Source organism: Streptomyces sp. NPDC002144, assembly GCF_053593695.1.
Map to the genome: position 1 here is coordinate 1 of NZ_JBSFDB010000069.1, position 22,431 is coordinate 22,431.

Sequence of the window (22,431 nt, forward strand, 5' to 3'; positions counted from 1 at the left end):
CTCGCCGCCCTCAAACACGAACTCAGCCAGGTCCGCGGCGTCGACGTCGAGGAACTCCCCGAAGCGGCAGACCTCACCGCACCCGTCGCGGCGGGCGGTGAGACCGCCTCCTGACCGCCCCCTCGTAACCAGAGCGGCCCACGTCCTCACGACGTGGGCCGCCCTGGAATCGTTCCCGCTCGCGCTGCCGGGCGGTCTTCAGCCCTGGCGCGGATCCGGCTTCAGTACGGCGAAGACCGCGCCGCTCGGGTCGGCCAGCCAGGCGATGCGGCCGACGTCCGGGACGTTCGCGGCCGGCATGACCACCGAGCCGCCGCTCTCCCCCACCTTGGCGACGACGGCGTCGGCGTCGGCCACGGCGAAGTACGGCACCCAGCGGGCGTCCTCCGCGTCGCCCTGCAGCGGGGCCACTCCGCCGAACGAGCCCTCCTGCTGGTCCCCGTCGGCGATGCTGAGCACCCGGTAGGTCATGCCGGGCGCCTCCATCTCCTGCGAACGCCAGCCGAAGAGCCCGTTGTAGAAGCGGATCGCCGCCTCGGGGTCGCCGACGTGCAGTTCCACCCACACCAGTGTGTCGTCCTCGGAGGTCTTCTCCAGGCCCTTGGTGCGCCCCGGCTGCCACACCGCGAACCGCGCGCCCTGCGGGTCGGTGTACTGGGCCAGCCATCCCTCGCCCATGACGTCCATCGGCTCGGCGCGCACGCTGCCGCCGGCGGCGACCACGTCACGGGTGGTGGCCTGGATGTCGCCGCTCTGGAAGTACGTCGTCCAGGCGGGCTCGGCGCCCTCCTCGGCCAGCGGCCCCTGGGCGCCGACGGTCCGCCCGTCCTTCTGGAAGAACCCGTACCCGCCCGCCTCGGGCCCGGCGGAGACGAACCGCCAGCCGAAGACGGCCCCGTAGAAGGCGGCGGTGGCGTCCGGGTCGGGGCTGCCTAGGTCGAGCCAGTTGGGCGATCCGGTGCGGAAGTCGGTGCCGAGCATGGGTTCCCTTTCCTACGGCGTCCGGTGTCGAGTCGCCGCTACCATGCCGCCCGCGCGGCGGACTGCCACGGAGCCGACCCGGATTCCGCGGGGGCTTTCACCCGAGCGGGGGACCTCAGCCGCCGAGGTCCTTGCGCAACCGGGGCTTCGCCGCCTCGGCCCACACCGGCGGCAGTTCCCGCTCGCGCTCCGCGGCCAGACCCTGTTCCTGCCCGTACAACAGACCCCAGGTGAAGCCGCCCTCGCCCGCCGAGTACGCCGCGAGGGCCAGGCTGCGCAGGTGGTCCCGCGCCACCACGCTGTCCTGATGGTCGCCGAGCACCTTCTGCACGGCCTTCACGCGCTTGCCGAGCCGCTTGGCGGGCTTGCCGAGCGTGTCCCGCGCCGGTTCGGTGGCGTAGCGGGTCTTCTTGGCGGACTTGCGGGCCTGGTGCAGGGCGGTGTCGCGGTCCGCACCCGGCGGGAGCTCCAGTGCGTGCGCCACCCGGCCGGCGAGCCTGTCGTACTCCTTGAGGATCGCCTTGGCGAGCACCTTCTTCGGCTTGCGGGCCGCCTTGCGGCGCAGCGGGGGCTGCTCCGTGAGGAGGGCGAGGGAGTCGAGGAGGGCCAGGTAGCGCGGGGAGTTCAGGGCGTCCAGGCTGCGCTGGTGCGCCTCGGCGGCGGAGGCGACGTTCCACGCCTTCAGGCGGGCGGCGACAGGGCCGAGGACCAGTTCCTCGGGTGTGTCCGCGAGGTGTGCGGAGATCCGCTCGGCGAGCACTTCCTGGTCGCGCTCCGCCCCCAGTTCGCCGCCGAGCCACTTGAGTTCCTCGCGGACGGGATCGGTGACGTCACGGTCGAGCACCCGCCGGTAGGAACCGAGGACGCTGCGCAGCCGCCGGCAGGTCACGCGCATCTGGTGCACGGAGTCGGGCCGGCCTCGTCGTACCGCGGGATCGAGGGCGACCAGCGTGCGCACCTGCGCGTCGACGTACCTGAGGACCTCCTCGCCCGCCGAGCCCTCGACGACGCTCTCGGCCCGGCCGTCCGGCAGGCGCGGTGCGCCCACTCCGGTCTCCTCCAGCGCCCTGGCCAGCTTCGAGGGGTGGCCCGCGCGCTCGATGCCCTTCTTGTGCAGTGTCTTCTCCAGGACGTCCAGCAACGCGGGATCGGCGTCCTCGGCGAGTTCGATCTCCATCTCGGCCCAGGCGGCCCGGGTCGTGGTGGTGCCCATGGAGTCCGCGCGGACGCCGTCGACGGTCAGCTCGGCCAGCAGCGTGCCGTCCTCGTCGAGGAGGTGCCGGGTGCTGCGGGTGGACCGGATGCGCACGACCGGGACCAGTTCCGCTCCCCGGGTGCGGGAGAGGGCCAGGTCGCGCAGGGTGTCGGGAATCGTGGGGGACAACGGGGCCTGAACCTCCTCCCGGCTGTCCCCGGACAGCGGCAGCTTGAGATGCCAGCCGGCGTCGGCCCCGCCCGTCCTGCGCCGTAGCGTTGCCGCGGCGCCCGCCAGGCGCAGGTCCTCGGTGTCGTAGTAGACGGCGTCCAGTTCGTCGGTGCCCTGTTCCACGACCGCCGCGACATCGGCAACGCCGGTGAGTTTCGGAAGCCACGAGGTGTCATCGGCCGACGGAGCGTCGTATTTTCGCTCTGTCTCACGCTTTGACTCGGTCATATGAATCGCGTACCACGTCCGGGCGACTCAAACCGGGATGCGGCCAGATGGCCGGACGGATGGCACTGATCGGGCGGGCCGTCGCCGCCCTTTCAACCGGTCCCGCCCGTGGTTCGGGGCAGGCGTGGAGGGAACCCGGCGGCCCATGATGCGGAGCATGGTGCGCGGTGGTGCGGCGGGTGCCGCAGGGACCACGGTGTTGGACGCGGTGACGTACGCCGACATGGCGTTGCGGGGCAGGCCGTCGAGCCAGGCTCCGGCCCAGACCGTTGACAAGCTCAGCCAGGACCTGGGGCATCCGGTCCCCGGGTCCGGTGACGTCCGTGCCCACCGGCTCTCCGGGCTGGGGGCACTGTCCGGGATCGCCGTCGGCTGCACCATGGGGGCGGCCGTCTCGCTGCTGCACCGGGCCGGCGTCCGCATGCCCTGGTGGCTGGGCGGTGCGGCCACCGGCGCTCTGGCCATGGCGGCGACGGATCTGCCGATGGCACGGCTGGGCGTGAGTGATCCGGCGCGTTGGTCACCGCAGGACCGGGCATCGGACGCGGTGCCGCACCTGATGTACGGCCTGGCGACCTACGGCACCATGACGGCACTTGAACTCGGCGGTAGCGAGCCGAACGCGCAGGGCGCCGCCCTTGTCCCCCTCCGGGGCCTCATCTAGCCTGACTTTGTGCCGGAAATAAACAAAGCCCGACAGCACAACGTCGTGCCGGGCGCCCGAACCGACCTCACCCGCCTCCGCGCCGTCCTCACCGTCTTCTTCGCCCTCGACGGCTTCGTCTTCGCCGGCTGGGTCGTCCGCATCCCCGCCATCAAGGAGCAGACCGGCGCCTCGGCCAGTGCCCTGGGGCTCGCCCTGCTCGGGGTCTCCGCCGGGGCCGTGGTGACCATGATGCTGACCGGACGCCTCTGCCGGCGCTTCGGCAGCCATCCGGTGACCGTCGTCTGCGGTGTCCTGCTCTCGCTCAGCGTCGTGCTGCCGCCGCTCACGCACTCGGCCCTCGCGCTGGGCGCCGTGCTGCTGGTCTTCGGCAGCGCGTACGGCGGGATCAACGTCGCGTTCAACAGCGCCGCGGTCGATCTGGTGCGGACTCTGCGACGCCCGATCATGCCCAGCTTCCATGCCGCGTTCAGCCTCGGCGGCATGGCCGGCGCGGGGCTGGGCGCGCTGGTCGCGGGAGCGCTGTCCCCCACGGAGCATCTCCTCGGCCTCACCGCGATCGGGCTGCTGGTCACTCTCCTCGCCGGCCGCGCCCTCCTGCGCATCGCTCCCCCGGTACCGCCGGAGCCCGCACCCCGGGCCACATCCACCCCCAGTGGCGCGGGGACCACCGCCCGTCCCCTTGTGATCACCTTCGGTCTGATCGCCCTGTGCACGGCGTACGGGGAGGGGGCGATGGCCGACTGGAGCGCCCTGCACCTGGAGCAGGACCTCGACGCGGCGGCGGGCGTCGCGGCCGTCGGCTACTCCTGCTTCGCGCTGGCCATGACCATCGGCCGGCTGACCGGCACCCGGCTGCTCGAACGCCTGGGCCGCACCCGCACCCTGGTCGCGGGCGGGGCGACCGCCGCGGCAGGCATGCTGCTCGGCGCGCTCGCCCCCGCCCTGTGGCTCGCACTCGTCGGCTTCGTGATCACCGGCCTCGGTCTCGCCAACCTCTTCCCGGTCGCCGTGGAACGCGCCGGTACGCTCGCCGGTCCTGAGGGGGTCGCGATCGCGTCCACCCTCGGCTACGGGGGCATGCTCCTGGGGCCGCCCGCCATCGGCTTCATGGCGGACTGGTTCTCCCTCCCCGCCGCACTCACCAGCGTGGCCGTGCTGGCCGCCACCGCGGCGGCCATCGGAGCCGTGACCCGACGCGCGGCGGAGCGCTGATCGGCACCCCCTGCCCGCCGCCGCAAAACCCGGTGCGCACCGCAAGCCGTCATTGCTACGGTCGACGTCATGATCACGCCTTCGCCTCAGCACCGGACGATGCCCCGCCGACGGGGCTGCTGAGCACGGACGCGTACCGAATCCGAGGCCCCGGGACGGGGCCTCGACGCGTTGTGCGGACCCGGCCCCGCCACCGGCAGGAGGACCAGTGACCACACCGCGGCACTACATCACCACGACCATCCCCTACGTCAACGCACGCCCGCACCTCGGCTTCGCCCTGGAACTGGTGCAGGCGGACACGCTCGCCCGGCACCACCGCCACCGGGGCGCCGAGGTGCGGCTGCTCAGCGGCACCGACGACAACTCCCTGAAGAACGTCCTGGCCGCCGAGGCGGCCGGCGTGGACGTGCGGACGCTGGTCGACCGCAACGCCGAGGCGTTCGCCGCGCTGCGCGGCCCGCTGGCGCTGTCCTTCGACGACTTCATCCGCACCAGCAGCGACCCCCGCCACCGCGTCGGCGTGGAGCGGCTGTGGCGCCGCTGCGCCGCGGCGGGCGACCTGTACCGCAAGGCGTACGAGGGCCTGTACTGCGTCGGCTGCGAGCAGTTCTGCACCGCTGACGAACTCCTCGACGGACGCTGTCCCGAGCACGGCACCCAACCCGAGCACATCGCGGAGGAGAACTGGTTCTTCCGCCTGTCCCGCTACACCGACCGCCTCCACGACCTGATCGCCGGCGGACACCTGCGCATCGAACCCGCCGCCCGCCGCAACGAGGTCCTCGCCCTGATCGCCGGCGGACTGCGCGACTTCTTCGTCTCCCGCGCCGGCACCCGCGCCCGCGGCTGGGGCATCCCCGTGCCCGACGATCCCGGCCAGGTGGTCTACGTGTGGTGGGACGCACTGGGCAACTACGTCACCAGCCTCGGCTACGGCACCGACGATCCCGCCTGTAGCCGCTGGTGGGCGGGGAGCGACCACCGCACCCACCTCGTCGGCAAGGGCGTGGTCCGCTTCCACGCGGTGTACTGGCCGGCCATCCTGCTGTCGGCCGGGCTGCCGCTGCCCACCGACGTCCTGGTCCACGACTACCTCACCGTCGACGGCCGCAAGATCAGCAAGTCCGGCGGCCCCACCGTCGACCCGGCCGCGCTGGCCGCGGCCTACGGCACCGACGCGGTGCGCTGGTGGCTGCTGCGCGAGGTCCCCCGCGTCGGGGACGCCGACTTCACCCCCGGCCGGCTCGTCGCGCGCGCCGACGCGGACTTCGGCGGCGGCCTCGGCAACCTCGTCCACCGCGTCGTCACCATGGTCCACCGCTACCGCGGCGGAGCGGTGCCCTCCCTGGGCGCCGACCGGTATGCCGTGCGGTCCCTGCTGGACGTCTGCGGACAGGCCCCCGGCCGGATCGACGCCGCGTTGGCCGGCTTCGACTTCCGCCGTGCCACCGAGGCCGTGTGGACCATCGTGGAAGAGGCCGACCGCTGCGTCGACGCCAACCGCCCCTGGGAGCTGGCCAGGGCGGAACGGCAGGGCAACACCGCGGCGGGCGAACGCCTCGACGCGGTCCTCGCCGCGCTGATCACGGCATGCCGCACCCTGGCCGAGGAGCTGCACCCCTTCATCCCCCAATCCGCGGCACGGATCACCGCTCAGCTGACCGCGGCCGGCGAAACCCTGCCACCCGCGCATCCCCTCTTCCCCCGCCTGCGGGAAACCGTGGATCACCTCTGACGCAGGTCGAGCCGCATGAGGACGCGGGGATGGCCGGCCAGTACCGAGGTGGTGTCGGCGGCGTGGACGAAGCCGGCGCGTTCGAAGTTGCTCCTGATACCGGCGTACGCCATCGTCGTGTCGACCTTGGCGTCGCCGTTGTCGAGGGGGTACGCCTCGATGACGGGGGCGCCGTGGTCGCGGGCGAAGTCCACGGCGCCGGCGATGAGGGCGTGCGAGACCCCCTTTCCGCGGTGGCCCGGGCGTACCCGGATGCACCACAGCGACCAGACGGGCAGGTCGTCGAGGTGCGGGATCTGGCGGCTGCGCGCGTAGGTGGTGTCGGCGCGCGGTGCCACGGCCGCCCAGCCGGCCGGTTCGTCGCCGTCGTAGGCGAGCACGCCGGGAGGCGGCACCGAGCGGCACAGACCGGCGACGTACTCCCCGCGGGCCGGCCCCCGCAGCTCCTTGTCCAGCTTGGACGGGATCCGATGGCTCAGACACCAGCAGACAGTGGCCGTGGGCGACTTCGGGCCGATCACGGCACGGACGTCCGCGAACTCCGAGGCCGGACGCACTTCGATGGTCATGACACCACCGTGCCACGTCGGCCGCTGCTCTTCCCCGGCGAGACGCCCTCACGGGAAAAGCCGGTTGAGATGTGCCCGTGTGTCGGCGAGAGTCCCGGAGCATGGAGTTCTTCTGCTATCACCGTGACCGGGCCGGATCGGCTGCGCTGCGCGAGGAGTTGCTTCAGGCGCACTGGTCGTACATGGACGGTCACGCGAAGGAGATGATCGCTCGCGGGCCGACCTTCCCGAGCGAGGGCGACGCGCCGTCCGGAAGTGTGCACATCCTCGATCTGCCGGATCCCGCCGCCGCCCGCGCGTTCGCCTTCGACGAGCCCAACTACCAGGCCGGCGTGTACCGGGACGTGCTGCTGCGCCGGTGGCGCAATGTGCTGGGGCGGACGATGTGGGAGTTCCCCGGCGGCCGGACCGGGGGCGACCGGTACCTGGTGCTCGGCCTCGGTTCCGGGCCGGCCGTCGACCTCGATCCACCCGCCGAGCGGGACGAACTGATCGCCTACGGCCCCCTGTTGTCCGACGACGGCGCCACATGGCTGGGTACGGCGGTGCTGCTGCGCGCCCCGGACCGGGACGCGGCCCGCGCCGTCCTGTCCCCGGGCGGATACGCCGACGTCGAGGTCCACGACTGGCAGTTCGGCGGGCGGTCGTAACGACGGTCGCCGCCCTCGGTTCAGGTCTCCGCCCGTCGCATGGGCCCCCACGGTCCAGCCTGCTCCACCACCGCGGACACCGCGTCGTTGATGACCTGGTCGTCGATCCAGCCGACGGGTTCCACCTCGCCGACCAGCGGCTCGTTGTCGGGGCCGCGCCCCTGGACGCGGCCCCGCAGGATCCAGGGCCGCACGCCCTCGCCCTTGTCGCGGGGCAGATGCGAGTAGTCGTACAGCCTGCGCGCCACCCACAGCTCGACGGGCCGGTCCTCCCACCAGGGCTCGACGTCGAGCGGGTTGGCGGACAGGCCCGACATGGGGATGCCGGTGAGGGCGTCGCGGCTCTCGGACAACTCCCGGTCGGCGTCGGGGCCGTGGGACCAGCGCACGAAGAGACACGGGGTGCGCCGCACCAGGTCGGCGACCTCGTCGAGGGTGCGCAGCACGGGGAGTTCGCGGGTCATCTGGCGCTCACTCCTTGCCGACGCCCACGGTGGTGAGCAGCTGCGAAGACAGGTTCTTGATCATCGTGTTAGCGCATCTGACGGAGTGTCTGCGGATGGCAGGATGAGGCCAGTTGGAGGAGCCGGTCGTCGCGGGTGGCCTGTGCGGCCTGGACGAGCATCTCCCAGGGCAGGTAGTTCTCGGCGGCGGCGTGCGGGTGACGACCCTGCTCATGGCGTGCTCCCCGTCGCACTCCACCAGCCGGCCGGCCTCGCGGACCATGGGGCGGGTCAGCCGGTCCGGGGAGGCTCCCGCCTGCCGGCCGTACCGGTCCTTGGGCCCCGGCCGCCCGCGGCCGACCCGGTCCACCGCACGGCCACGCACCCCGGCGATCCGGCCGTCCCGCACCGCGATGTCCATGGCGTCACGGTTGGAGTGCGGCTGGGACGTGGACGGCACCCATCGCTCCGCCTCGTCCTCGCCGACGCCCCGGCGCAGCCGGATGCCCGTACGGGTGGCCCGCGCGGTGCCCGGCTCGTAGGGCGTGCGTTCACCCCATGGGTCCGCGATCCGGTCGCCCGTAGCGTCCACGGCGGCACCTCCCGATCATTCGCGGAGGCCCCGGGTACCCGGTGCTCACGGCGCCGAACGCACGGTGATCCGCTGCCTGGGGTGGAGGCGCGTCAGGCGGTGCGGAAGCGGAAGGCGCCCGTTCCGCCGCCCAGGCTCAGCCAGACGTGGTCGCCGTCGCGCACCAGGCGCAGGGCGATGTGGGCGCAGCCGGGGCAGCGGGCGGTGAGGCCGGGGTCGGGGCCGTAGACGTGCAGTCCGGCGAGGGGGCCGGTGCGGGCGCACTCGGGGCAGCGCCACCAGGCCGTGGTCGCCTCCACGGAGAGGATCTCCGAGAGCGGTCCGGCGAGACAGTTGCCGTCGAGATGGGCGGTGTCGTCTGCCATGGGGGCCTCCGGTCAGCCGAAGCGTTCGGTGCGGATGGTGGCGGGGTCGAGACCCAGGCCGGTGAGCAGGTCGGCGGCCGTCTCGACGAAGGCGGTGGGACCGCAGACGAAGACGGGACTGGTCGCCTCGAGACGGGCGGCCTGCTTCTCCAGGTCGGCCTGGGCGAGGCGGCCGACCGCGCGGTTGTCGCCGGGCGGGCCCTGGCGGGTGAACAGGAGGTGCACGTCCAGGCTGGGGCCGCGGTCGGTCAGCTGGTCGCCGTACCAGATCTCGGCGGGCGTGCGCACGGAGTACAGCAGATGGAAGGGGGCGACCGACCGCGCCGCCCGGTGGGCCCGGATCATCGCCATCAGCGGCACGACTCCGGAGCCGCCCGCGACCAGCAGCACCGGTTCGGTCTGCTCCGAACGCCAGACGAACCAGTTGCCGAGCGGGCCGCGCACCTCGACCTCGGCGCCCACCGGCAGCTCGTCGGCGAGATAGGGCGAGACCTCGCCGCCGGGCACGGGCTGCACGCCCAGCTCGATGCGGTCGCCGTCGGCGGGCGCGGCGAGCGAGTAGCTGCGTACGGCCTGATACCCGTCGTCGGCCGTCAGCCGCACGTCGACGTGCTGGCCGGGCAGGTGGCCGGGCCAGCCCGGCACGGTGAACAGCAGGGAGCGGGCGGTGGCGGTCTGCGGGTGACGCCCCTCGAGCCGGGCCCGGCGCCAGGCGATGCGCATGCTCAGTCCCCCCAGTTGCGCTGCTCGCGCCATGGGTCGCCGTAGTTGTGGTAGCCGACGGACTCCCAGAAGCCGGGCTCGTCCTCGTGGGTGAGCCGAAGGCCGCGGACCCACTTGGCGGACTTCCAGAAGTACAGGTGCGGCACGAGCAGCCGGGCCGGGCCGCCGTGCTCCGGGGAGAGGGGGTAGCCGTCGTAGGAGTGGGCGATCCAGGCCTGGCCGTCGAGGAGGTCCTCCAAGGGGAGGTTCGTGGTGTAGCCGCCGTAGCTGTCGACGGTGACGAAGTCCGCGGCCGTCTCCACGTCCTCGAAGAACGCGTCGAGCGAAACGCCCCGCCACGGGGTGTCGAACTTGGACCAGCGGGTGACGCAGTGGATGTCCGTCACCGTCTCCTGCTGCGGGAGGGCCATCATCTCCGCCCAGGTCCAGGAGTGGGTGTCCCCGGTCTCCGTGGTGATGGTGAAGGTCCAGGTGTCGGTGGACACCCGCGGGGTCGGGCCGGCGGACAGCACCGGGAACTGCTCGGTCGGGTACTGCCCGGGCGGCAGCCGGTCCGCCAGCGAACGGGCGCGTCCGCGAAAACCGGGCGAGAAGGAACTCATGACGGCATCGCTCTCCTGGGCTCGGCGGGCGTGACGGCCGGATCCCCCCATCATCGGCCGTGGCTCGGCCCCTCGCATGCGGTTCGCACAAACGGCCGACCCGCCTGGTGGTCCCGCCGTCGCGCCGTCCGGCACACTCACCCCATGGAGACAGCCGAGTTCGTGGAGATCCTCGACCGGGAGGGGCTACTGCTGGCGGCGGCCGCCGAGGCGGCCGGGACCGACGCCAAGGTGCCGACCTGCCCGGACTGGCAGGTGCGGGACCTGGTGCGGCACACCGGGATGGTGCACCGGTGGGCTGCGGCCTTCGTCGCCGAGGGACACACCTCGTACCACTCCGACGGCGGGCTGCCCGACCTCGACGGCGACGCGTTGCTGGACTGGTTCCGGGAGGGGCACCGGTACCTCGTCGACACCCTCGCCTCCGCCCCGCCCGGGGTGGAGTGCTGGCACTTCCTGCCCGCGCCGTCGCCGCTGGCGTTCTGGGCCCGGCGGCAGGCGCACGAGACGACCGTGCACCGGCTCGACGCCGAGTCCGCGCGGGGCGGCACGCCGTCCGGGATCTCCGCCGGCTTCGCGGCGGACGGCATCGACGAGCTGCTGTGCGGCTTCCACGCCCGCACCAGGAGCAAGGTCCGCAGCGACACGCCCCGTGTACTGCGGGTGCGGGCGACGGACGCGGACGGCGGGGTGTGGACCGTACGACTGTCCCAGGAGCCGCCGGTGACCGTGCGGGGTGAGGAAGGCGCCGCCGACTGCGAAGTGGCCGGGCCCGCCCCGCGGTTGTACGCGGCACTGTGGAACCGGCAGGCGTTCCCGGAGGTGAGTGGGGACGACTCCGTCGCCGCGCTGTGGCGGGAGAAGTCGGCCGTCACCTGGAGCTGAGCATCCGCGTCAGCACCGCGCGCTGCACCGGCAGTACCGCGCCGTGCAGCGCGCGCCCCTTCTCCGTGAGGGCGACCCGGACGCCCCGCCGGTCCTCGGGGCACATCGCGCGCTCCACGAGGCGGTCCTTCTCCAGCCGGGCGATGAGCCGGGACAGCGCGCTCTGGCTGAGGTGGACGCGCTCGGCGATCTCCTGGACGCGGTAGGCGCAGGATTCGCCCGACAGCACGTCCAGCACCTCGAAGTCGCTGGCGCACAGGCCGTGCTGGTGCAGTGCGCGGTCCAGTTCGCACTGGGTGCGCGCATGGAGCGCCAGGATGTCCCGCCACTGGTCCACGAGCGCCTGCTCGGGGTTCTTCGCCGCCATCAGCGCACCGTAGCAGAGAACCGAATTTATTGCACCGGCATTAAATGCGTTTGCATTCGATGCATGCGCATGTAGTGTCTCGGGCATGACCTCTCCGCTCACCACCTCCGCGGACGCCTCGACCGTCCGCTGGACCCCCCGGCTGTGGGGCACCCTGCTGGTGCTCTGCGCCGCGATGTTCCTGGACGCACTGGACGTCTCGATGGTCGGCGTCGCCCTGCCGTCCATCGGCTCCGACCTCGACCTGTCCACCTCGACCCTGCAGTGGATCGTCAGCGGCTACATCCTGGGCTACGGCGGACTGCTGCTCCTCGGCGGTCGCACCGCCGACCTGCTCGGCCGGCGTCAGGTCTTCCTGGTCGCCCTCGGTGTGTTCGCCCTCGCCTCACTGCTCGGCGGCCTCGTGGACTCGGGTCCGCTGCTGATCGCCAGCCGCTTCATCAAGGGCCTGAGCGCCGCCTTCACCGCGCCGGCCGGCCTGTCGATCATCACCACGACCTTCGCCGAGGGCCCGCTGCGCAACCGCGCCCTGTCCATCTACACCACCTGCGCCGCCACCGGGTTCTCCATGGGCCTGGTCCTCTCCGGCCTGCTCACCGAGGCCAGTTGGCGTCTGACCATGCTGCTGCCCGCGCCCATCGCCCTGATCGCGCTGCTGGCGGGCCTGAAGCTGCTGCCGCGCAGCGAACGGGAGAAGGACCACAACGGCTACGACGTCCCCGGCGCCGTCATCGGCACCGCGTCGATGCTGCTGCTGGTGTTCACCGTCGTCCAGGCACCGCAGGCCGGCTGGGCCTCGGCCCGCACGCTGCTGTCCTTCCTCGCGGTCGCCGTGCTGCTCACCGTGTTCGTCCTGGTCGAGCGGCGCTCGCCCGGCCCCCTGATCCGCCTGGGCGTGCTGCGCTCCGGCAGCCAGATCCGCGCCCAGCTCGGCGCGGTGGCCTTCTTCGGCTCGTACGTCGGGTTCCAGTTCCTGACCACGCTGTACATGCAGTCGCTACTGGGCTGGTCGGCCCTGCACACCGCGCTGGCCTTCCTGCCCGCGGGCGCGCTGGTCGCCGTGTCCTCGACGAAGGTCGGCTCCGTCGTCGACCGGTTCGGCACCCAGCGGCTGATCGCGGCGGGGTTCGCGCTGATGGTCGTCGGGTACGCGCTGTTCCTGCGCATCAACCTCGACCCGGTGTACGCGGCCGTCGTCCTGCCGTCGATGCTGCTGATCGGCGCGGCCTGCGCGCTGGTCTTCCCCTCCCTCAACATCCAGGCCACCAACGGGGTCGAGGACCACGAGCAGGGCATGGTCTCCGGGCTGCTCAACACCTCGGTACAGGTGGGCGGCGCGATCTTCCTGGCCGTGGTGACGGCCGTGGTGACCGCGGGCGCCCCCGAACACGCCACCGCCCAGGCGGTGTTGGACAGCTACCGGCCCGGTTTCGTGGTCGTCACCGCGGTCGCGGTGGCCGGCCTGCTGATCACCCTCACGGGCCTGCGCACGCGCCGTGGGCAGCAGTCGGTCGTGGTCGCCAGGTCCACCTCCCTGGAGGCGGAGCGCGTGCCCGCACGCGACTAAGGCCACCAGGGGGATGTCTCGTCTCCCCTGGGTGCGTCCGGCGGGAGTTGGTTGCCCCGCCGGACGCACGGCTGTGTACTGGACGGATGGACGGTCACGGGGGACGGCGCAACAAGGCCGAGCAGGACGCGACGACCGTGGAGGTCGGGTACGCGCTGGTGAGCGCGGTGTTCGCGGCAGCGGTGATCTTCGGGGCGGTCGCCGGTCCGGCGCTGCTCTTCGGTCTGCCCCCGCTGCTGTCGGCGGTGCTGCTGCGGGTGGGCCTGACGCTCGCGCCGATCGTCTTCGTCGTCCGGGTCGTGAGTGTCCTGGTGCGGTTCCGGCGTGCGGCTCAGCCCAGCCAGCCCGGCCGCACCAACCCCGACTCGTAGGCCAGGACGACCAGTTGGGCCCGGTCCCGGGCACCCAGCTTGACCATCGTGCGGCTGACGTGGGTCTTCGCGGTCAGGGGGCTGACGACCAGGCGGCGGGCGATCTCCTCGTTGGACAGGCCGATGCCGACCAGGGCCATCACCTCCCTCTCCCGCTCGGTGAGCCCGGCAAGGGCGTCGGCGGCCGCGGGCTCCTTGGAACGGGCGGCGAACTCGGCGATCAGCCGGCGGGTGACCCCGGGGGACAGCAGTGCGTCGCCCTCGACCACCGCCCTGACGGCGCGCAGGAGTTCGTCCGGTTCGGTGTCCTTGACCAGGAAGCCGGAGGCACCCGAGCGGATCGCCTCGAAGACGTACTCGTCCAGTTCGAACGTGGTCAGCATGACCACCTTCACGTCCCGCAGCACCGGGTCCGCGTTGATCTCGCGGGTGGCGGCCAGCCCGTCCAGCGCGGGCATGCGGATGTCCATCAGGACGACGTCCGGGCGCAGTTCGCGGACCTCACGCACCGCCTCCGCGCCGTCGGCGGCCTCGCCTGCCACCTCGATGTCCGGCTGCGCGTCCAGCAGCGCCTTGAAGCCGGCCCGTACCAGTGACTGGTCGTCGGCGAGCAGTACGCGGATCACCGGTCGTCCTCCTTGGTCTGCAGGGGCAGTTCGGCGAGCACACGGAAGCCCCCCTCGGGACGCGGGCCCGCCTCGATCGTGCCACCGAGCGCGGCGGCCCGCTCCCGCATCCCGGCCAGCCCGTTGCCGCTGCCGCCCGCTTCCTCGCCGGTCGCCGGCCCGTCGTCGTCGATGCACAGCCGCAGCGTCCGGGGGTCGTGCTCGAGGCGCACGCGCGCGTGCCGCGAACCGGAGTGCCGTACGACATTGGTGAGCGCCTCCTGCACGATGCGGAAGGCGGCGAGATCCGTGCCGGGCGCGAGGCGGGGCGGGGCCCCTTCGACGTCTACGGTCAGTCCCGCGCTCGCCGCCTGCTGCACCAGTTCGGGGAGCCGGTCCAGACCGGGGGCGGGGGCACGCGGGGCGTCTCCGGGGGTGCGGAGGGTGTCGAGGACCTGGCGGACCTCGCCGAGGGCCTCCTTGCTGGCGGCCTTGATGGTGGTGAGGGCGGCGCGGGCCTGCTCGGGGTCGGTGTCGAGGAGGGCGAGGCCCACGCCGGCCTGGACGTTGATCACCGAGATGCTGTGGGCGAGGACGTCGTGCAGCTCGCGGGCGATCCGCAGCCGCTCCTCGTCGGCCCGGCGCCGGGCCGCCTGGGCCCGCTCGGCACGCTCGCGGGCCCACTGCTCGCGTCGGGTCCGGGTGAGCTCGGCCAGCGCGACGATCGCCACCACCCACGCGGCGATCACCCCCTCGCTCGCCCAGGAGGCCGCCGAGTCGCCGGAGGGCGGCAGCCACCGGTACAGCCAGTGCGCCACCAGCATGTGCCCGGCCCACAGCATCGCCAGCGCCGCCCAGGCGGCCCGCCGGTGCCCGGCGACGACGGCACGGAAGCACGCCACGACCACGGCGAGGAAGACCGGCCCGTACGGATATCCGGCGCCGAGATACACCATCGCGGCCGCCGCCGTACCGAAGACGACCAGCACCGGGTGGCGCCCCCGCCACAGCAGCAGACCCGACGCGACGAGCAGCAGCACGCGCGCGAAGACATCGAGCGAGGCGCGCGTGCCGTGCTGCTGGTGAGCCGCGAACTGGGAGCCGACGAGGACGAGGACGGTGATCACCACGGTGGACCGCCACGGCCACCGCGACCCACGCTCCTCCCCGCCGCGCCCCGGCCACGGCGGCCCGTGCCGCCACCTCCACGGCGGCCCGGCCCCGCGCACCCGCTGCTCCTCCATGCCCGCCACGCTAGACGCCGGCGGGCCGCCCGGGCGTCAGCCGGGCGGGGTGATCACCGGTACTCCCCGGGAAGTACGCCCGCCGGGCCCGCTCACCGCAGCCCCACCCCCCGCGCGAGCTGCCCCGCCGCATGCCGGAAGAAGGACTCCCGGTCCTCGACGACCCGGTTGAACTGGCCGAACAGCTCGAATCCGACCAGGCCGAACAGCTGTGCCCAGGCCGCGACCAGGGCCGCCGACACCTCCGGCGGGAGGTCGGGGGCGATGTCGGCGGCGAGGCGCTCGGCCTCGGGGCGCAGCTCGGCGGAGAGCGGGGGGAAGTGCACGCCCGGTCCCCTGATGGCGTCGCGGACGATGCCGATGAGGACGAGGCCGACGCGGGCGGCGGGCTGGACGGTGGTGTCGGGGGCGACGTAGCCGGGGACCGGGGAGCCGTAGATCAGGGCGTATTCGTGGGGGTGCGCGAGGGACCAGGCGCGGACCGCCTCACAGACGGCGATCCAGCGTTCGACCGGCTTGGAGGCGGTGTCGCGGACCGCTTCGGCGGCCTCGCCGAGCGAGTCGTAGGCGTCGATGATGAGTGCGGTCAGCAGGTCGTCGCGGCTGGGGAAGTAGCGGTAGAGGGCGGAGGAGACCATGCCGAGCTCACGGGCCACGGCGCGCAGCGAGAGCTTGGCGGCACCCTCCGCGGCCAGCTGTCTGCGCGCCTCGTCCTTGATGGCGGCGGTGACTTCGATCCTGGCTCGGGCGCGGGCGCTGTGTGCGGTGCTCATGGAGGCCAGTGTCCCATGGAACGAGAGCAGTGCACACAGATGTGAGCGGTGCACAAAAAAGAGAGCACTGCTCTTGCACTGGAGCACCGATCGGGTGCAGACTCTTCACCAAGCGAGAGCAGTGCTCACAAAAGCGAGCAGCGCTCTCCCCGCTCTACTCCACGATGGGGGTCCCCAATGTCCACGCACGTCCAGAAGCCCGGCTGGTTCACCGTCAACGTCTTCAACCGCGCGGTCGCCTGGATGACCCGCCGCGGCATCAGCATCTGGGGCTCCCGGGTCCTCGCGGTCCGCGGCCGCAAGAGCGGCGAGTGGCGGACCACTCCCGTCAACCTGCTGGTCGTGGACGGACAGCAGTACCTGCTCGCCCCGCGCGGCCACGTCCAGTGGACGCACAACATGCGCGCGGCCGGCGGCGGCGAGCTGCGCCTGGGCAAGCACGTGGACGTCTTCACCGCCACCGAGGTCGCCGACGACGACAAGGTCCCGCTGCTGCGCGCCTACCTCAGGCGCTGGAAGGCCGAGGTCGGTGTCTTCTTCGGCGGCGTCGGCCCCGACTCCCCCGACACCGAACTGCGCCGCATCGCCCCCGACCACCCGGTCTTCCGCATCGAGACCGCCAAGTGACCACGCCCTCCGCGGCGCACGGCCTCCGACCCCGCCCGTGGGCCCCGGATCACCGTCAGGAGCCGACCTCGGTGGTCTCCGTCTCGGTGGTCTCCGCCGGCTCGGCGGTCACCGGGCGGCGGTCCAGGGCGGTCAGGGCCCGCTGGGCGAAGGGGTGGGTGCGGACGAGCTCGCCCAGGGACGTCGCTCCCTGCGTGATCTCCCTGAACGCGTTCCAGGCGGGCCGGAAACCGGTCAGCGCCGCGTGGAAGAGGCCCGGACGGCGTTCGAACGCGATCAGCATGCGCTTGCCGACGCTCATCTCGACGCCGAGCCCCGCCTTGATCGCGAACGCGTAGTTCAGCGCCTGGCGCCGGGCGTCCACCGCGTCGTGCGCCTCGGCGATCCGCACCGCCCACTCGCCGGCGAGCCGGCCCGAGCGCAGCGCGAACGAGATGCCCTCGCGCGTCCACGGCTCCAGCAGCCCCGCCGCGTCCCCGCACACCAGCACCCGCCCCCGCGACAGCGGGGAGTCGTCGGCCCGGCACCGGGTCAGATGCCCCGAGGAGATGCTGGGCTCGAAGCCGGCGAGACCGAGCCGGCCGACGAACTCCTCCAAGTACCGCTTGGTGGCGGCGCCCTCGCCCCGCGCCGAGATCACACCGACCGTCAGCGTGTCCCCCTTGGGGAACACCCAGCCGTAACTGCCGGGAATCGGCCCCCAGTCGATCAGCACCCGCCCCCGCCAGTCCTCGGCGACGGTCTCCGGCACCGGGATCTCCGCCTCCAGACCGAGGTCGACCTGGTCCAGCTTGACCCCGACGTGCGCCCCTATCCGGCTGGCGCTGCCGTCCGCGCCGACGACGGACCGCGCGAGCAGCGTCTCCCCGCCCTGCAGGACCACCGCGACCGTACGCCGGTCCGGCACCGCCGAACCGTGCTGCTCGACCCGCTGCACGGTGACGCCCGTACGCAGTTCGGCGCCCGCCTTCTGGGCGTGCTCCACCAGCTGCTGGTCGAACTCCGGGCGGTTGATCAGCCCGAACAGCATCTGCTTGGAGCGGCGGGTACGGGTGAAGCGGCCGTTGTTGGAGAAGGTGACCGCGTGCACCCGGTCCCGGAAGGGCAGCTCGAAACCGGGCGGCAGCGCGTCGCGCGAGGGGCCGATGATGCCGCCGCCACAGGTCTTGTAGCGGGGCAGCTCGGCCTTCTCCAGCAGCAGCACGCGCCGCCCCGCGACCGCCGCCGCGTAGGCGGCCGAAGCCCCCGCGGGTCCCGCGCCCACCACGACGACGTCCCACACCCGCTGCACGTCGTCCGCCGAAGAGTTGTCGCCGCTCACGATGGTCCGCTGCTCCGATCAAGGCTAGGCCGCACCTGTCCCCCGCATCCTACGGCGGACGTCGCCGCAGGCCACTGTGGGAGGATCCCCATATCCACACGTACAACGTCGCACCCACGAGGAGCGTGCCCATGTCGTCGAAATCGGTCGCCGAGACCGTCGCCTCGCTGATGCCGCGGGCCAAGAGCGAGCTCGCGGAGCTGGTGGCCTTCAAGTCGGTGGCGGACTTCGACCAGTTCCCCCGCAGCGAGAGCGAGGGCGCCGCGAACTGGGTCGCCGGCGCCCTGCGCACCGAGGGTTTCCAGGACGTGGCGGTGTTCGACACCCCCGACGGCACGCAGTCCGTCTACGGCTACCTGCCCGGCCCGGAGGGCGCCAGGACCGTCCTGCTCTACGCCCACTACGACGTGCAGCCGCCGCTGGACGAGACGGCCTGGACGAGCCCGCCGTTCGAACTGACCGAGCGGGACGGCCGCTGGTACGGGCGCGGGGCCGCCGACTGCAAGGGCGGCGTGATCATGCACCTGCTCGCGCTGCGCGCCCTGAAGGCCAACGGCGGCGTGCCGGTGCACGTCAAGGTGATCGCCGAGGGCTCGGAGGAGATGGGCACGGGCGGTCTGGAGCGGTACGCCGAGGAGCACCCGGAGCTGCTCGCCGCCGACACCATCGTCATCGGCGACGTGGGCAACTTCCGCGCCGGGCTGCCGACGGTCACCTCCACCCTGCGCGGCATGACCATGGTCCGCGTCCAGATGGACACCCTGGAGGGCAATCTGCACTCCGGCCAGTTCGGCGGTGCCGCCCCCGACGCGCTGGCCGCGCTGATCCGGGTCCTCGACTCACTGCGCGCGGAGGACGGCTCGACGACCGTGGACGGGCTGACCGCCGAGAACCGCTGGGAGGGACTGCAGTACGACGAGGAGCAGTTCCGCCGCGACGCCAAGGTGCTGGACGGGGTCGAGCTGATCGGTTCGGGCACCGTCGCCGACCGCATCTGGGCGCGTCCCGCCGTCACCGTCCTCGGCATCGACTGCCCGCCCGTCGTCGGGGCCACCCCGTCCGTGCAGGCCGGCGCCCGCGCCCTGGTCAGCCTGCGCGTCCCGCCGGGCGTGGACGCGGCCGAGGCGACCAAGCTGCTGCAGGCCCACATCGAGGCCCACACCCCGTGGGGCGCCCGGGTGAGCGTCGAACAGGTCGGCCAGGGCCAGCCCTTCAGCGCCGACACGACCAGCCCGGCGTACGCGGCGATGGCCGAGGCCATGGCGGTCGCCTACCCCGGCGCGCGGATGCAGTACGCCGGTCAGGGCGGCTCCATCCCGCTGTGCAACACCCTCGCCTCCCTCTACCCCGACGCGGAGATCCTGCTGATCGGCCTGAGCGAGCCGGAGGCCCAGATCCACGCGGTCAACGAGAGCCTGTCGCCGGAGGAGCTGGAGCGTCTGTCGGTCGCCGAGGCGCTGTTCCTGCGCAATTACGCCGCGAGCTGAGCCGCTCTGCCGTCAGCCGAGGGCCCTGGCCGCCGGGCGGGGGCCCTTCTACGGTCGGCCTCATGGACGTCGTCGAGCTTCTCCCCCGCCTCCATCTCCTCCGCTTCCCCGTCGGCCAGGCGTATCTGTGGCGCGACGGCGGGGAGTTGACGATGATCGACGCGGGCCCGCCGGGCTCGGCGGCGGCCGTCGCGAAGGTCTTCGGCGGACTGAGGCGCATCGTGCTGACCCACTTCCACGAGGATCACGTGGGCGGCGCGGGCGAGTTGGCCGCACGGTGCGGCGCGGAGGTGCTCGCCCACCATCTGGACGCGCCCGTCGTACGGGGCGAACTCCCGGGCCCGTCCCCGGTGTTGGAGGACTGGGAGCGCCCGGTGCATGCGCGGGCGGCCCGGCGGCTCCCTCGCGTTCCCTGGCCGCGCCCGGCGAAGGTGGGCGAACTGTCCGACGGTGACGTCCTCGACTTCGGCGGCGGCGCGCACGTCGTCCACGTGCCCGGTCACACCGACGGCAGCATCGCGCTCCATCTTCCGCGCCACCGTGTGCTGTTCACCGGGGACGCGGTGGCCGCCGCCCCGACCGACGGCACCGTGATGCCCGGCGTCTTCAACCTCGACCGGGCCCGCGCCGTCGGGTCCTTCCACCGTCTCGCGGAGCTCGACTCCGACACGGCCTGCTTCGGGCACGGCGATCCGGTGATCGGCCACGCGGCCACCGCACTTCGCCGATCGGCGGACAGGTACCCGCTGTCACCCTGACCATGGAGGGCATGTCCGTTGCCGCACGCCGTACCGCCCACGCCGAGATCGCCACCGCCCTGTCCCTGCTCGGCGACCGCGAGCTGGCGGACCTGGTCGAGTCGGGGACGCCCCTCGGTGCGGGGATCGGCGGACGCTCGACGCTGGTCGAGGTGGCGGGCCGGCGGGTGTTCGTGAAGCGGGTGCCGGTCACCGACGTCGAGTTGCGGCCCGAGAACGCCCGCTCCACCGGGAACCTCTTCCAGCTGCCGCCGGGCTGCCACTACGGCACCGGCCGCAGCCCCGGCTTCGGCGCCTGGCGCGAGCTGGCCGCGCACGCCATGACGACGAACTGGGTGCTGGCCGACCGCTTCCCGGGGTTCCCGCTGATGCACCACTGGCGGGTGCTGCCGGACGCCGTGCAGCCGCTTCCCAAGGAACTGGCCGACGTGGAAGGGACGGTGGCGTACTGGGGCGGCTCACCCGAGGTGCGCGAGCGCCTCGACGCCCTGCGCACGGCGGCCTCGAGCCTCACCCTGTTCCTGGAGTACGTCCCGCACACCCTCCACGACTGGTTCGACGCGCGGGTGCGTACCGGGGAGGCGGATCGCACCTGCGCCCGGGTGGACGAGTGGCTGTGTGAGGTGACCGCCTTCCTCCGCGACCGTGAACTCCTGCATTTCGACGTGCACTTCCAGAACATCCTCACCGACGGCGAGCAGTTCTACCTCTCCGACCACGGCCTCGCCTTCGGCCCCCGCTTCCAGCTCGCCCGGCAGGAGCGCGCCTTCTTCGACCGGCACCGCGACTACGACCTCGCATACTCCCGGGCGTACCTGGTGAACTGGCTCGTCACCGCCCTGTACGGCTACGACCGGCAGGAGCGGGAGGCCTTCGTACGGGCCTGCGCGGTCGGGGCGCACGCCGACGGCGTCCCCGCGGCGGCCGCCGCGATCATCGCGCGGGACGCGACGCTCACCGCCGTCTTCAACGGCTTCCTCGGCCGGCTGCGGACCGAGAGCGGGCTCACCCCCTACCCGTACGAGGAACTCCACCTCGCATACAACAGCTCCACGTTCTCCGCGTAGTGGCAGGCGACTGGGGCCCCGCCAGCGACGATGACCGAGTCAGAGACGGGCTTTCGCCCACGTGGCACGGAGGCGGGCTTCAGCCCATCGGGACGCCCGCCTCCAGATACAGCGCCGCCCCGCGTTCCCGGGCCCGCAGCGCCCAGCGCAGCCGCTCGTAGCGCACCGGCGGCAGCAGGTCGGCGGCCTCGGCCTCGCTGACGAACCGCCACTCACGCAACTCCGGCCCCGGCAGCAGCAACCGGGCCGCCTCCGCGGAGTCGAGGCGGCCGCCGTCGAACAGCAGCCGCAGCCCGCCGAATCCCGGCGGCACGGGCGCCTCCCAGTCGACGACCAGCAGCCGCGGTACGTCGACGAGGTGGATCCCGGTCTCCTCGGCGACCTCGCGCATACCCGCGCGGGCGGGCGCCTCGCCGGGTTCGACGACCCCGCCGGGGAACTCCCAGCCGGGCTTGTAGGTGGGGTCGACGAGGAGGAAGCGGTCCTGCTCGTCGAAGAGGAGGACACCGGCCGCAAGGGTCTCGGCGGTGGGTTCGGGGGTCTGTACTATGTCACATTCCACTGCCTCCCCCGACCTGACCGCCTCCGCGATCCGCACCGCCGCCTCGTACGGCGTCAGCGTGCCGTTGTCGACGGGATAGGCGTCCGCCGTGAGCCAGGAGTCGAGGGCGCCGCGGTACGGCTCGATGTGGTCGTACGACCACTGCCGTACGCGCATCTCGCCGTCGGGGAGGTCGGGCGGGACCTCCCGGGTGGCTATGCGCTCCCGCAGGATCGTTTCCGCCGGGGCGAGGAGGACATGCCGGACGCCGATCCTGCGGGCGGCGAGGCCGCCGAAGATCTCGTCGCGGTACTCCTGGCGCAGCAGGGTCATGGGGACCACGAGGGTCCCGCCGAGCTCGGCGAGCAGGGCGGCCGCCGTGTCGATCACCATGCGCCGCCAGATCGGCAGGTCCTGGTAGTCACCGACCTCGGCGAGGTGCTTGGCAGGCAGCAGGTGTGTCAGTCCCCCGCCGATGACCTCGGGGTCGAAGAGCGTGCTGTTCGGGATCAGTTCGATGAGCTCCCGTGCGGTGGTCGTCTTTCCCGCACCGAACGCGCCGTTGATCCAGACGATCACGGACTCCCCCTCTTGTGTTGGCCCCCTGAGGCTTGCCCGCTTC

At 72.7% G+C, this 22,431-nt stretch carries 25 protein-coding genes and 2 pseudogenes; 13 read left to right on the forward strand and 14 right to left on the reverse strand.

The window, feature by feature from the left end:
• Positions 1-114: pseudogene (locus tag ACWCQ1_RS46505) on the forward strand (ABC transporter ATP-binding protein); the annotation flags it as partial.
• Positions 115-198: 84 nt separating this feature from the next.
• On the opposite strand, the gene ACWCQ1_RS46510 reads toward ACWCQ1_RS46505, so the two are convergent.
• Both ACWCQ1_RS46510 and ACWCQ1_RS46515 read right to left on the reverse strand, forming a co-directional pair.
• A complete protein-coding gene (locus tag ACWCQ1_RS46510; protein ID WP_451029415.1) occupies positions 199-981 on the reverse strand; it encodes a VOC family protein in 783 nt (260 codons plus the stop codon).
• Positions 982-1,096: 115 nt separating this feature from the next.
• Positions 1,097-2,635, reverse strand: coding sequence for a CYTH and CHAD domain-containing protein (locus tag ACWCQ1_RS46515; protein WP_451029416.1), 1,539 nt, complete (start codon positions 2,633-2,635; stop codon positions 1,097-1,099).
• 145 nt (positions 2,636-2,780) lie between these two features.
• Between ACWCQ1_RS46515 and ACWCQ1_RS46520 the strand changes: the two genes are divergently transcribed.
• The 3 genes from ACWCQ1_RS46520 (at position 2,781) to ACWCQ1_RS46530 (ending at position 6,252) form a co-directional block, all read left to right on the forward strand.
• Positions 2,781-3,299: a hypothetical protein gene (locus ACWCQ1_RS46520; RefSeq protein WP_358608575.1), complete on the forward strand. Its 519-nt coding sequence runs from the start codon at positions 2,781-2,783 to the stop codon at positions 3,297-3,299.
• Positions 3,300-3,344: 45 nt separating this feature from the next.
• On the forward strand, positions 3,345-4,514 hold the full coding sequence (locus ACWCQ1_RS46525; RefSeq protein ID WP_451029417.1) for an MFS transporter: 1,170 nt from the start codon (positions 3,345-3,347) through the stop codon (positions 4,512-4,514).
• 208 nt (positions 4,515-4,722) lie between these two features.
• On the forward strand, positions 4,723-6,252 hold the full coding sequence (locus tag ACWCQ1_RS46530) for a methionine--tRNA ligase (protein ID WP_451029418.1): 1,530 nt from the start codon (positions 4,723-4,725) through the stop codon (positions 6,250-6,252).
• Here the strand turns inward: ACWCQ1_RS46530 and ACWCQ1_RS46535 are convergent.
• A complete protein-coding gene (locus ACWCQ1_RS46535) occupies positions 6,243-6,821 on the reverse strand; it encodes a GNAT family N-acetyltransferase (RefSeq protein WP_358608566.1) in 579 nt (192 codons plus the stop codon). The two genes, ACWCQ1_RS46530 and ACWCQ1_RS46535, sit on opposite strands and share 10 nt — an antisense overlap.
• A gap of 101 nt (positions 6,822-6,922) precedes the next feature.
• Between ACWCQ1_RS46535 and ACWCQ1_RS46540 the strand changes: the two genes are divergently transcribed.
• Positions 6,923-7,471, forward strand: a complete 549-nt coding sequence (locus ACWCQ1_RS46540) for a YciI family protein (RefSeq protein ID WP_358608563.1) — start codon at positions 6,923-6,925, stop codon at positions 7,469-7,471.
• 20 nt (positions 7,472-7,491) lie between these two features.
• Here the strand turns inward: ACWCQ1_RS46540 and ACWCQ1_RS46545 are convergent, their stop codons facing one another.
• Together ACWCQ1_RS46545 and ACWCQ1_RS46550 are read right to left on the reverse strand one after the other, a co-directional pair.
• The gene (locus tag ACWCQ1_RS46545; RefSeq protein WP_358608560.1) at positions 7,492-7,935 is read right to left on the reverse strand and encodes a DUF6098 family protein; all 444 of its coding nucleotides are present in this window, start codon (positions 7,933-7,935) and stop codon (positions 7,492-7,494) included.
• 7 nt (positions 7,936-7,942) lie between these two features.
• Positions 7,943-8,126: pseudogene (locus ACWCQ1_RS46550) on the reverse strand (hypothetical protein); the annotation flags it as partial.
• Between the two features lie 207 nt (positions 8,127-8,333).
• Here ACWCQ1_RS46550 and ACWCQ1_RS46555 point away from each other — a divergent pair.
• A complete protein-coding gene (locus ACWCQ1_RS46555; RefSeq protein ID WP_358608557.1) occupies positions 8,334-8,456 on the forward strand; it encodes a hypothetical protein in 123 nt (40 codons plus the stop codon).
• 142 nt (positions 8,457-8,598) lie between these two features.
• Here ACWCQ1_RS46555 and ACWCQ1_RS46560 read toward each other — a convergent pair whose 3' ends face one another.
• The 3 genes from ACWCQ1_RS46560 to ACWCQ1_RS46570 are packed head-to-tail and all read right to left on the reverse strand — an operon-like array spanning position 8,599 to position 10,196.
• Positions 8,599-8,871, reverse strand: a complete 273-nt coding sequence (locus ACWCQ1_RS46560) for a DUF6510 family protein (RefSeq protein WP_133050017.1) — start codon at positions 8,869-8,871, stop codon at positions 8,599-8,601.
• Positions 8,872-8,883: 12 nt separating this feature from the next.
• A complete protein-coding gene (locus ACWCQ1_RS46565; RefSeq protein WP_133050016.1) occupies positions 8,884-9,594 on the reverse strand; it encodes a ferredoxin reductase in 711 nt (236 codons plus the stop codon).
• Positions 9,595-9,596: 2 nt separating this feature from the next.
• Positions 9,597-10,196, reverse strand: coding sequence for a molybdopterin-dependent oxidoreductase (locus ACWCQ1_RS46570; protein WP_358608551.1), 600 nt, complete (start codon positions 10,194-10,196; stop codon positions 9,597-9,599).
• Positions 10,197-10,340: 144 nt separating this feature from the next.
• On the opposite strand from ACWCQ1_RS46570, the gene ACWCQ1_RS46575 reads away from it, so the two are divergent.
• Positions 10,341-11,081, forward strand: coding sequence for a maleylpyruvate isomerase family mycothiol-dependent enzyme (locus ACWCQ1_RS46575; protein WP_451029419.1), 741 nt, complete (start codon positions 10,341-10,343; stop codon positions 11,079-11,081).
• On the opposite strand, the gene ACWCQ1_RS46580 is transcribed toward ACWCQ1_RS46575, so the two are convergent.
• Complete coding sequence (locus tag ACWCQ1_RS46580) at positions 11,068-11,448, reverse strand: MarR family winged helix-turn-helix transcriptional regulator (RefSeq protein ID WP_165955227.1); 381 nt, start codon at positions 11,446-11,448, stop codon at positions 11,068-11,070. The two genes, ACWCQ1_RS46575 and ACWCQ1_RS46580, sit on opposite strands and share 14 nt — an antisense overlap.
• An 85-nt stretch (positions 11,449-11,533) precedes the next feature.
• Here ACWCQ1_RS46580 and ACWCQ1_RS46585 point away from each other — a divergent pair, with 85 nt between their 5' ends.
• Both ACWCQ1_RS46585 and ACWCQ1_RS46590 read left to right on the forward strand, forming a co-directional pair.
• Entirely contained in the window at positions 11,534-13,015 is a 1,482-nt protein-coding gene (locus ACWCQ1_RS46585; protein ID WP_133050013.1) for an MFS transporter, read from the forward strand.
• An 86-nt stretch (positions 13,016-13,101) separates the two neighbouring features.
• Entirely contained in the window at positions 13,102-13,386 is a 285-nt protein-coding gene (locus ACWCQ1_RS46590; protein ID WP_133050012.1) for a DUF6332 family protein, read from the forward strand.
• Here the strand turns inward: ACWCQ1_RS46590 and ACWCQ1_RS46595 are convergent.
• The 3 genes from ACWCQ1_RS46595 to ACWCQ1_RS46605 all read right to left on the reverse strand — a co-directional run bounded on the left by ACWCQ1_RS46595 (position 13,347) and on the right by ACWCQ1_RS46605 (position 16,008).
• Positions 13,347-14,012, reverse strand: a complete 666-nt coding sequence (locus ACWCQ1_RS46595; protein ID WP_133050011.1) for a response regulator transcription factor — start codon at positions 14,010-14,012, stop codon at positions 13,347-13,349. The genes ACWCQ1_RS46590 and ACWCQ1_RS46595 overlap by 40 nt on opposite strands.
• Entirely contained in the window at positions 14,009-15,235 is a 1,227-nt protein-coding gene (locus ACWCQ1_RS46600) for a sensor histidine kinase (RefSeq protein WP_451029420.1), read from the reverse strand. Before ACWCQ1_RS46600 ends, ACWCQ1_RS46595 begins: the two co-directional genes overlap by 4 nt.
• A 92-nt stretch (positions 15,236-15,327) precedes the next feature.
• A complete protein-coding gene (locus ACWCQ1_RS46605; protein ID WP_133050009.1) occupies positions 15,328-16,008 on the reverse strand; it encodes a TetR/AcrR family transcriptional regulator in 681 nt (226 codons plus the stop codon).
• Between the two features lie 177 nt (positions 16,009-16,185).
• Between ACWCQ1_RS46605 and ACWCQ1_RS46610 the strand changes: the two genes are divergently transcribed.
• Positions 16,186-16,635 carry a nitroreductase family deazaflavin-dependent oxidoreductase gene (locus ACWCQ1_RS46610; RefSeq protein WP_358608537.1) on the forward strand — a complete coding sequence of 150 codons (450 nt, stop codon included), beginning with the start codon at positions 16,186-16,188 and terminating at the stop codon, positions 16,633-16,635.
• A gap of 55 nt (positions 16,636-16,690) precedes the next feature.
• Here the strand turns inward: ACWCQ1_RS46610 and ACWCQ1_RS46615 are convergent, their stop codons facing one another.
• Entirely contained in the window at positions 16,691-17,956 is a 1,266-nt protein-coding gene (locus ACWCQ1_RS46615; RefSeq protein ID WP_451029421.1) for a geranylgeranyl reductase family protein, read from the reverse strand.
• A gap of 131 nt (positions 17,957-18,087) precedes the next feature.
• Here ACWCQ1_RS46615 and ACWCQ1_RS46620 point away from each other — a divergent pair, with 131 nt between their 5' ends.
• From ACWCQ1_RS46620 to ACWCQ1_RS46630, 3 genes are all read left to right on the forward strand, one after another.
• Positions 18,088-19,443 carry a M20/M25/M40 family metallo-hydrolase gene (locus ACWCQ1_RS46620; protein ID WP_451029422.1) on the forward strand — a complete coding sequence of 452 codons (1,356 nt, stop codon included), beginning with the start codon at positions 18,088-18,090 and terminating at the stop codon, positions 19,441-19,443.
• A gap of 62 nt (positions 19,444-19,505) precedes the next feature.
• Positions 19,506-20,201, forward strand: a complete 696-nt coding sequence (locus ACWCQ1_RS46625) for an MBL fold metallo-hydrolase (RefSeq protein WP_358608528.1) — start codon at positions 19,506-19,508, stop codon at positions 20,199-20,201.
• A gap of 11 nt (positions 20,202-20,212) precedes the next feature.
• Positions 20,213-21,268, forward strand: a complete 1,056-nt coding sequence (locus tag ACWCQ1_RS46630) for a protein kinase family protein (protein WP_451029423.1) — start codon at positions 20,213-20,215, stop codon at positions 21,266-21,268.
• 79 nt (positions 21,269-21,347) lie between these two features.
• On the opposite strand, the gene ACWCQ1_RS46635 is transcribed toward ACWCQ1_RS46630, so the two are convergent.
• Positions 21,348-22,388, reverse strand: coding sequence for an NUDIX hydrolase (locus ACWCQ1_RS46635; RefSeq protein ID WP_133050003.1), 1,041 nt, complete (start codon positions 22,386-22,388; stop codon positions 21,348-21,350).
• Positions 22,389-22,431: the final 43 nt, after the last annotated feature.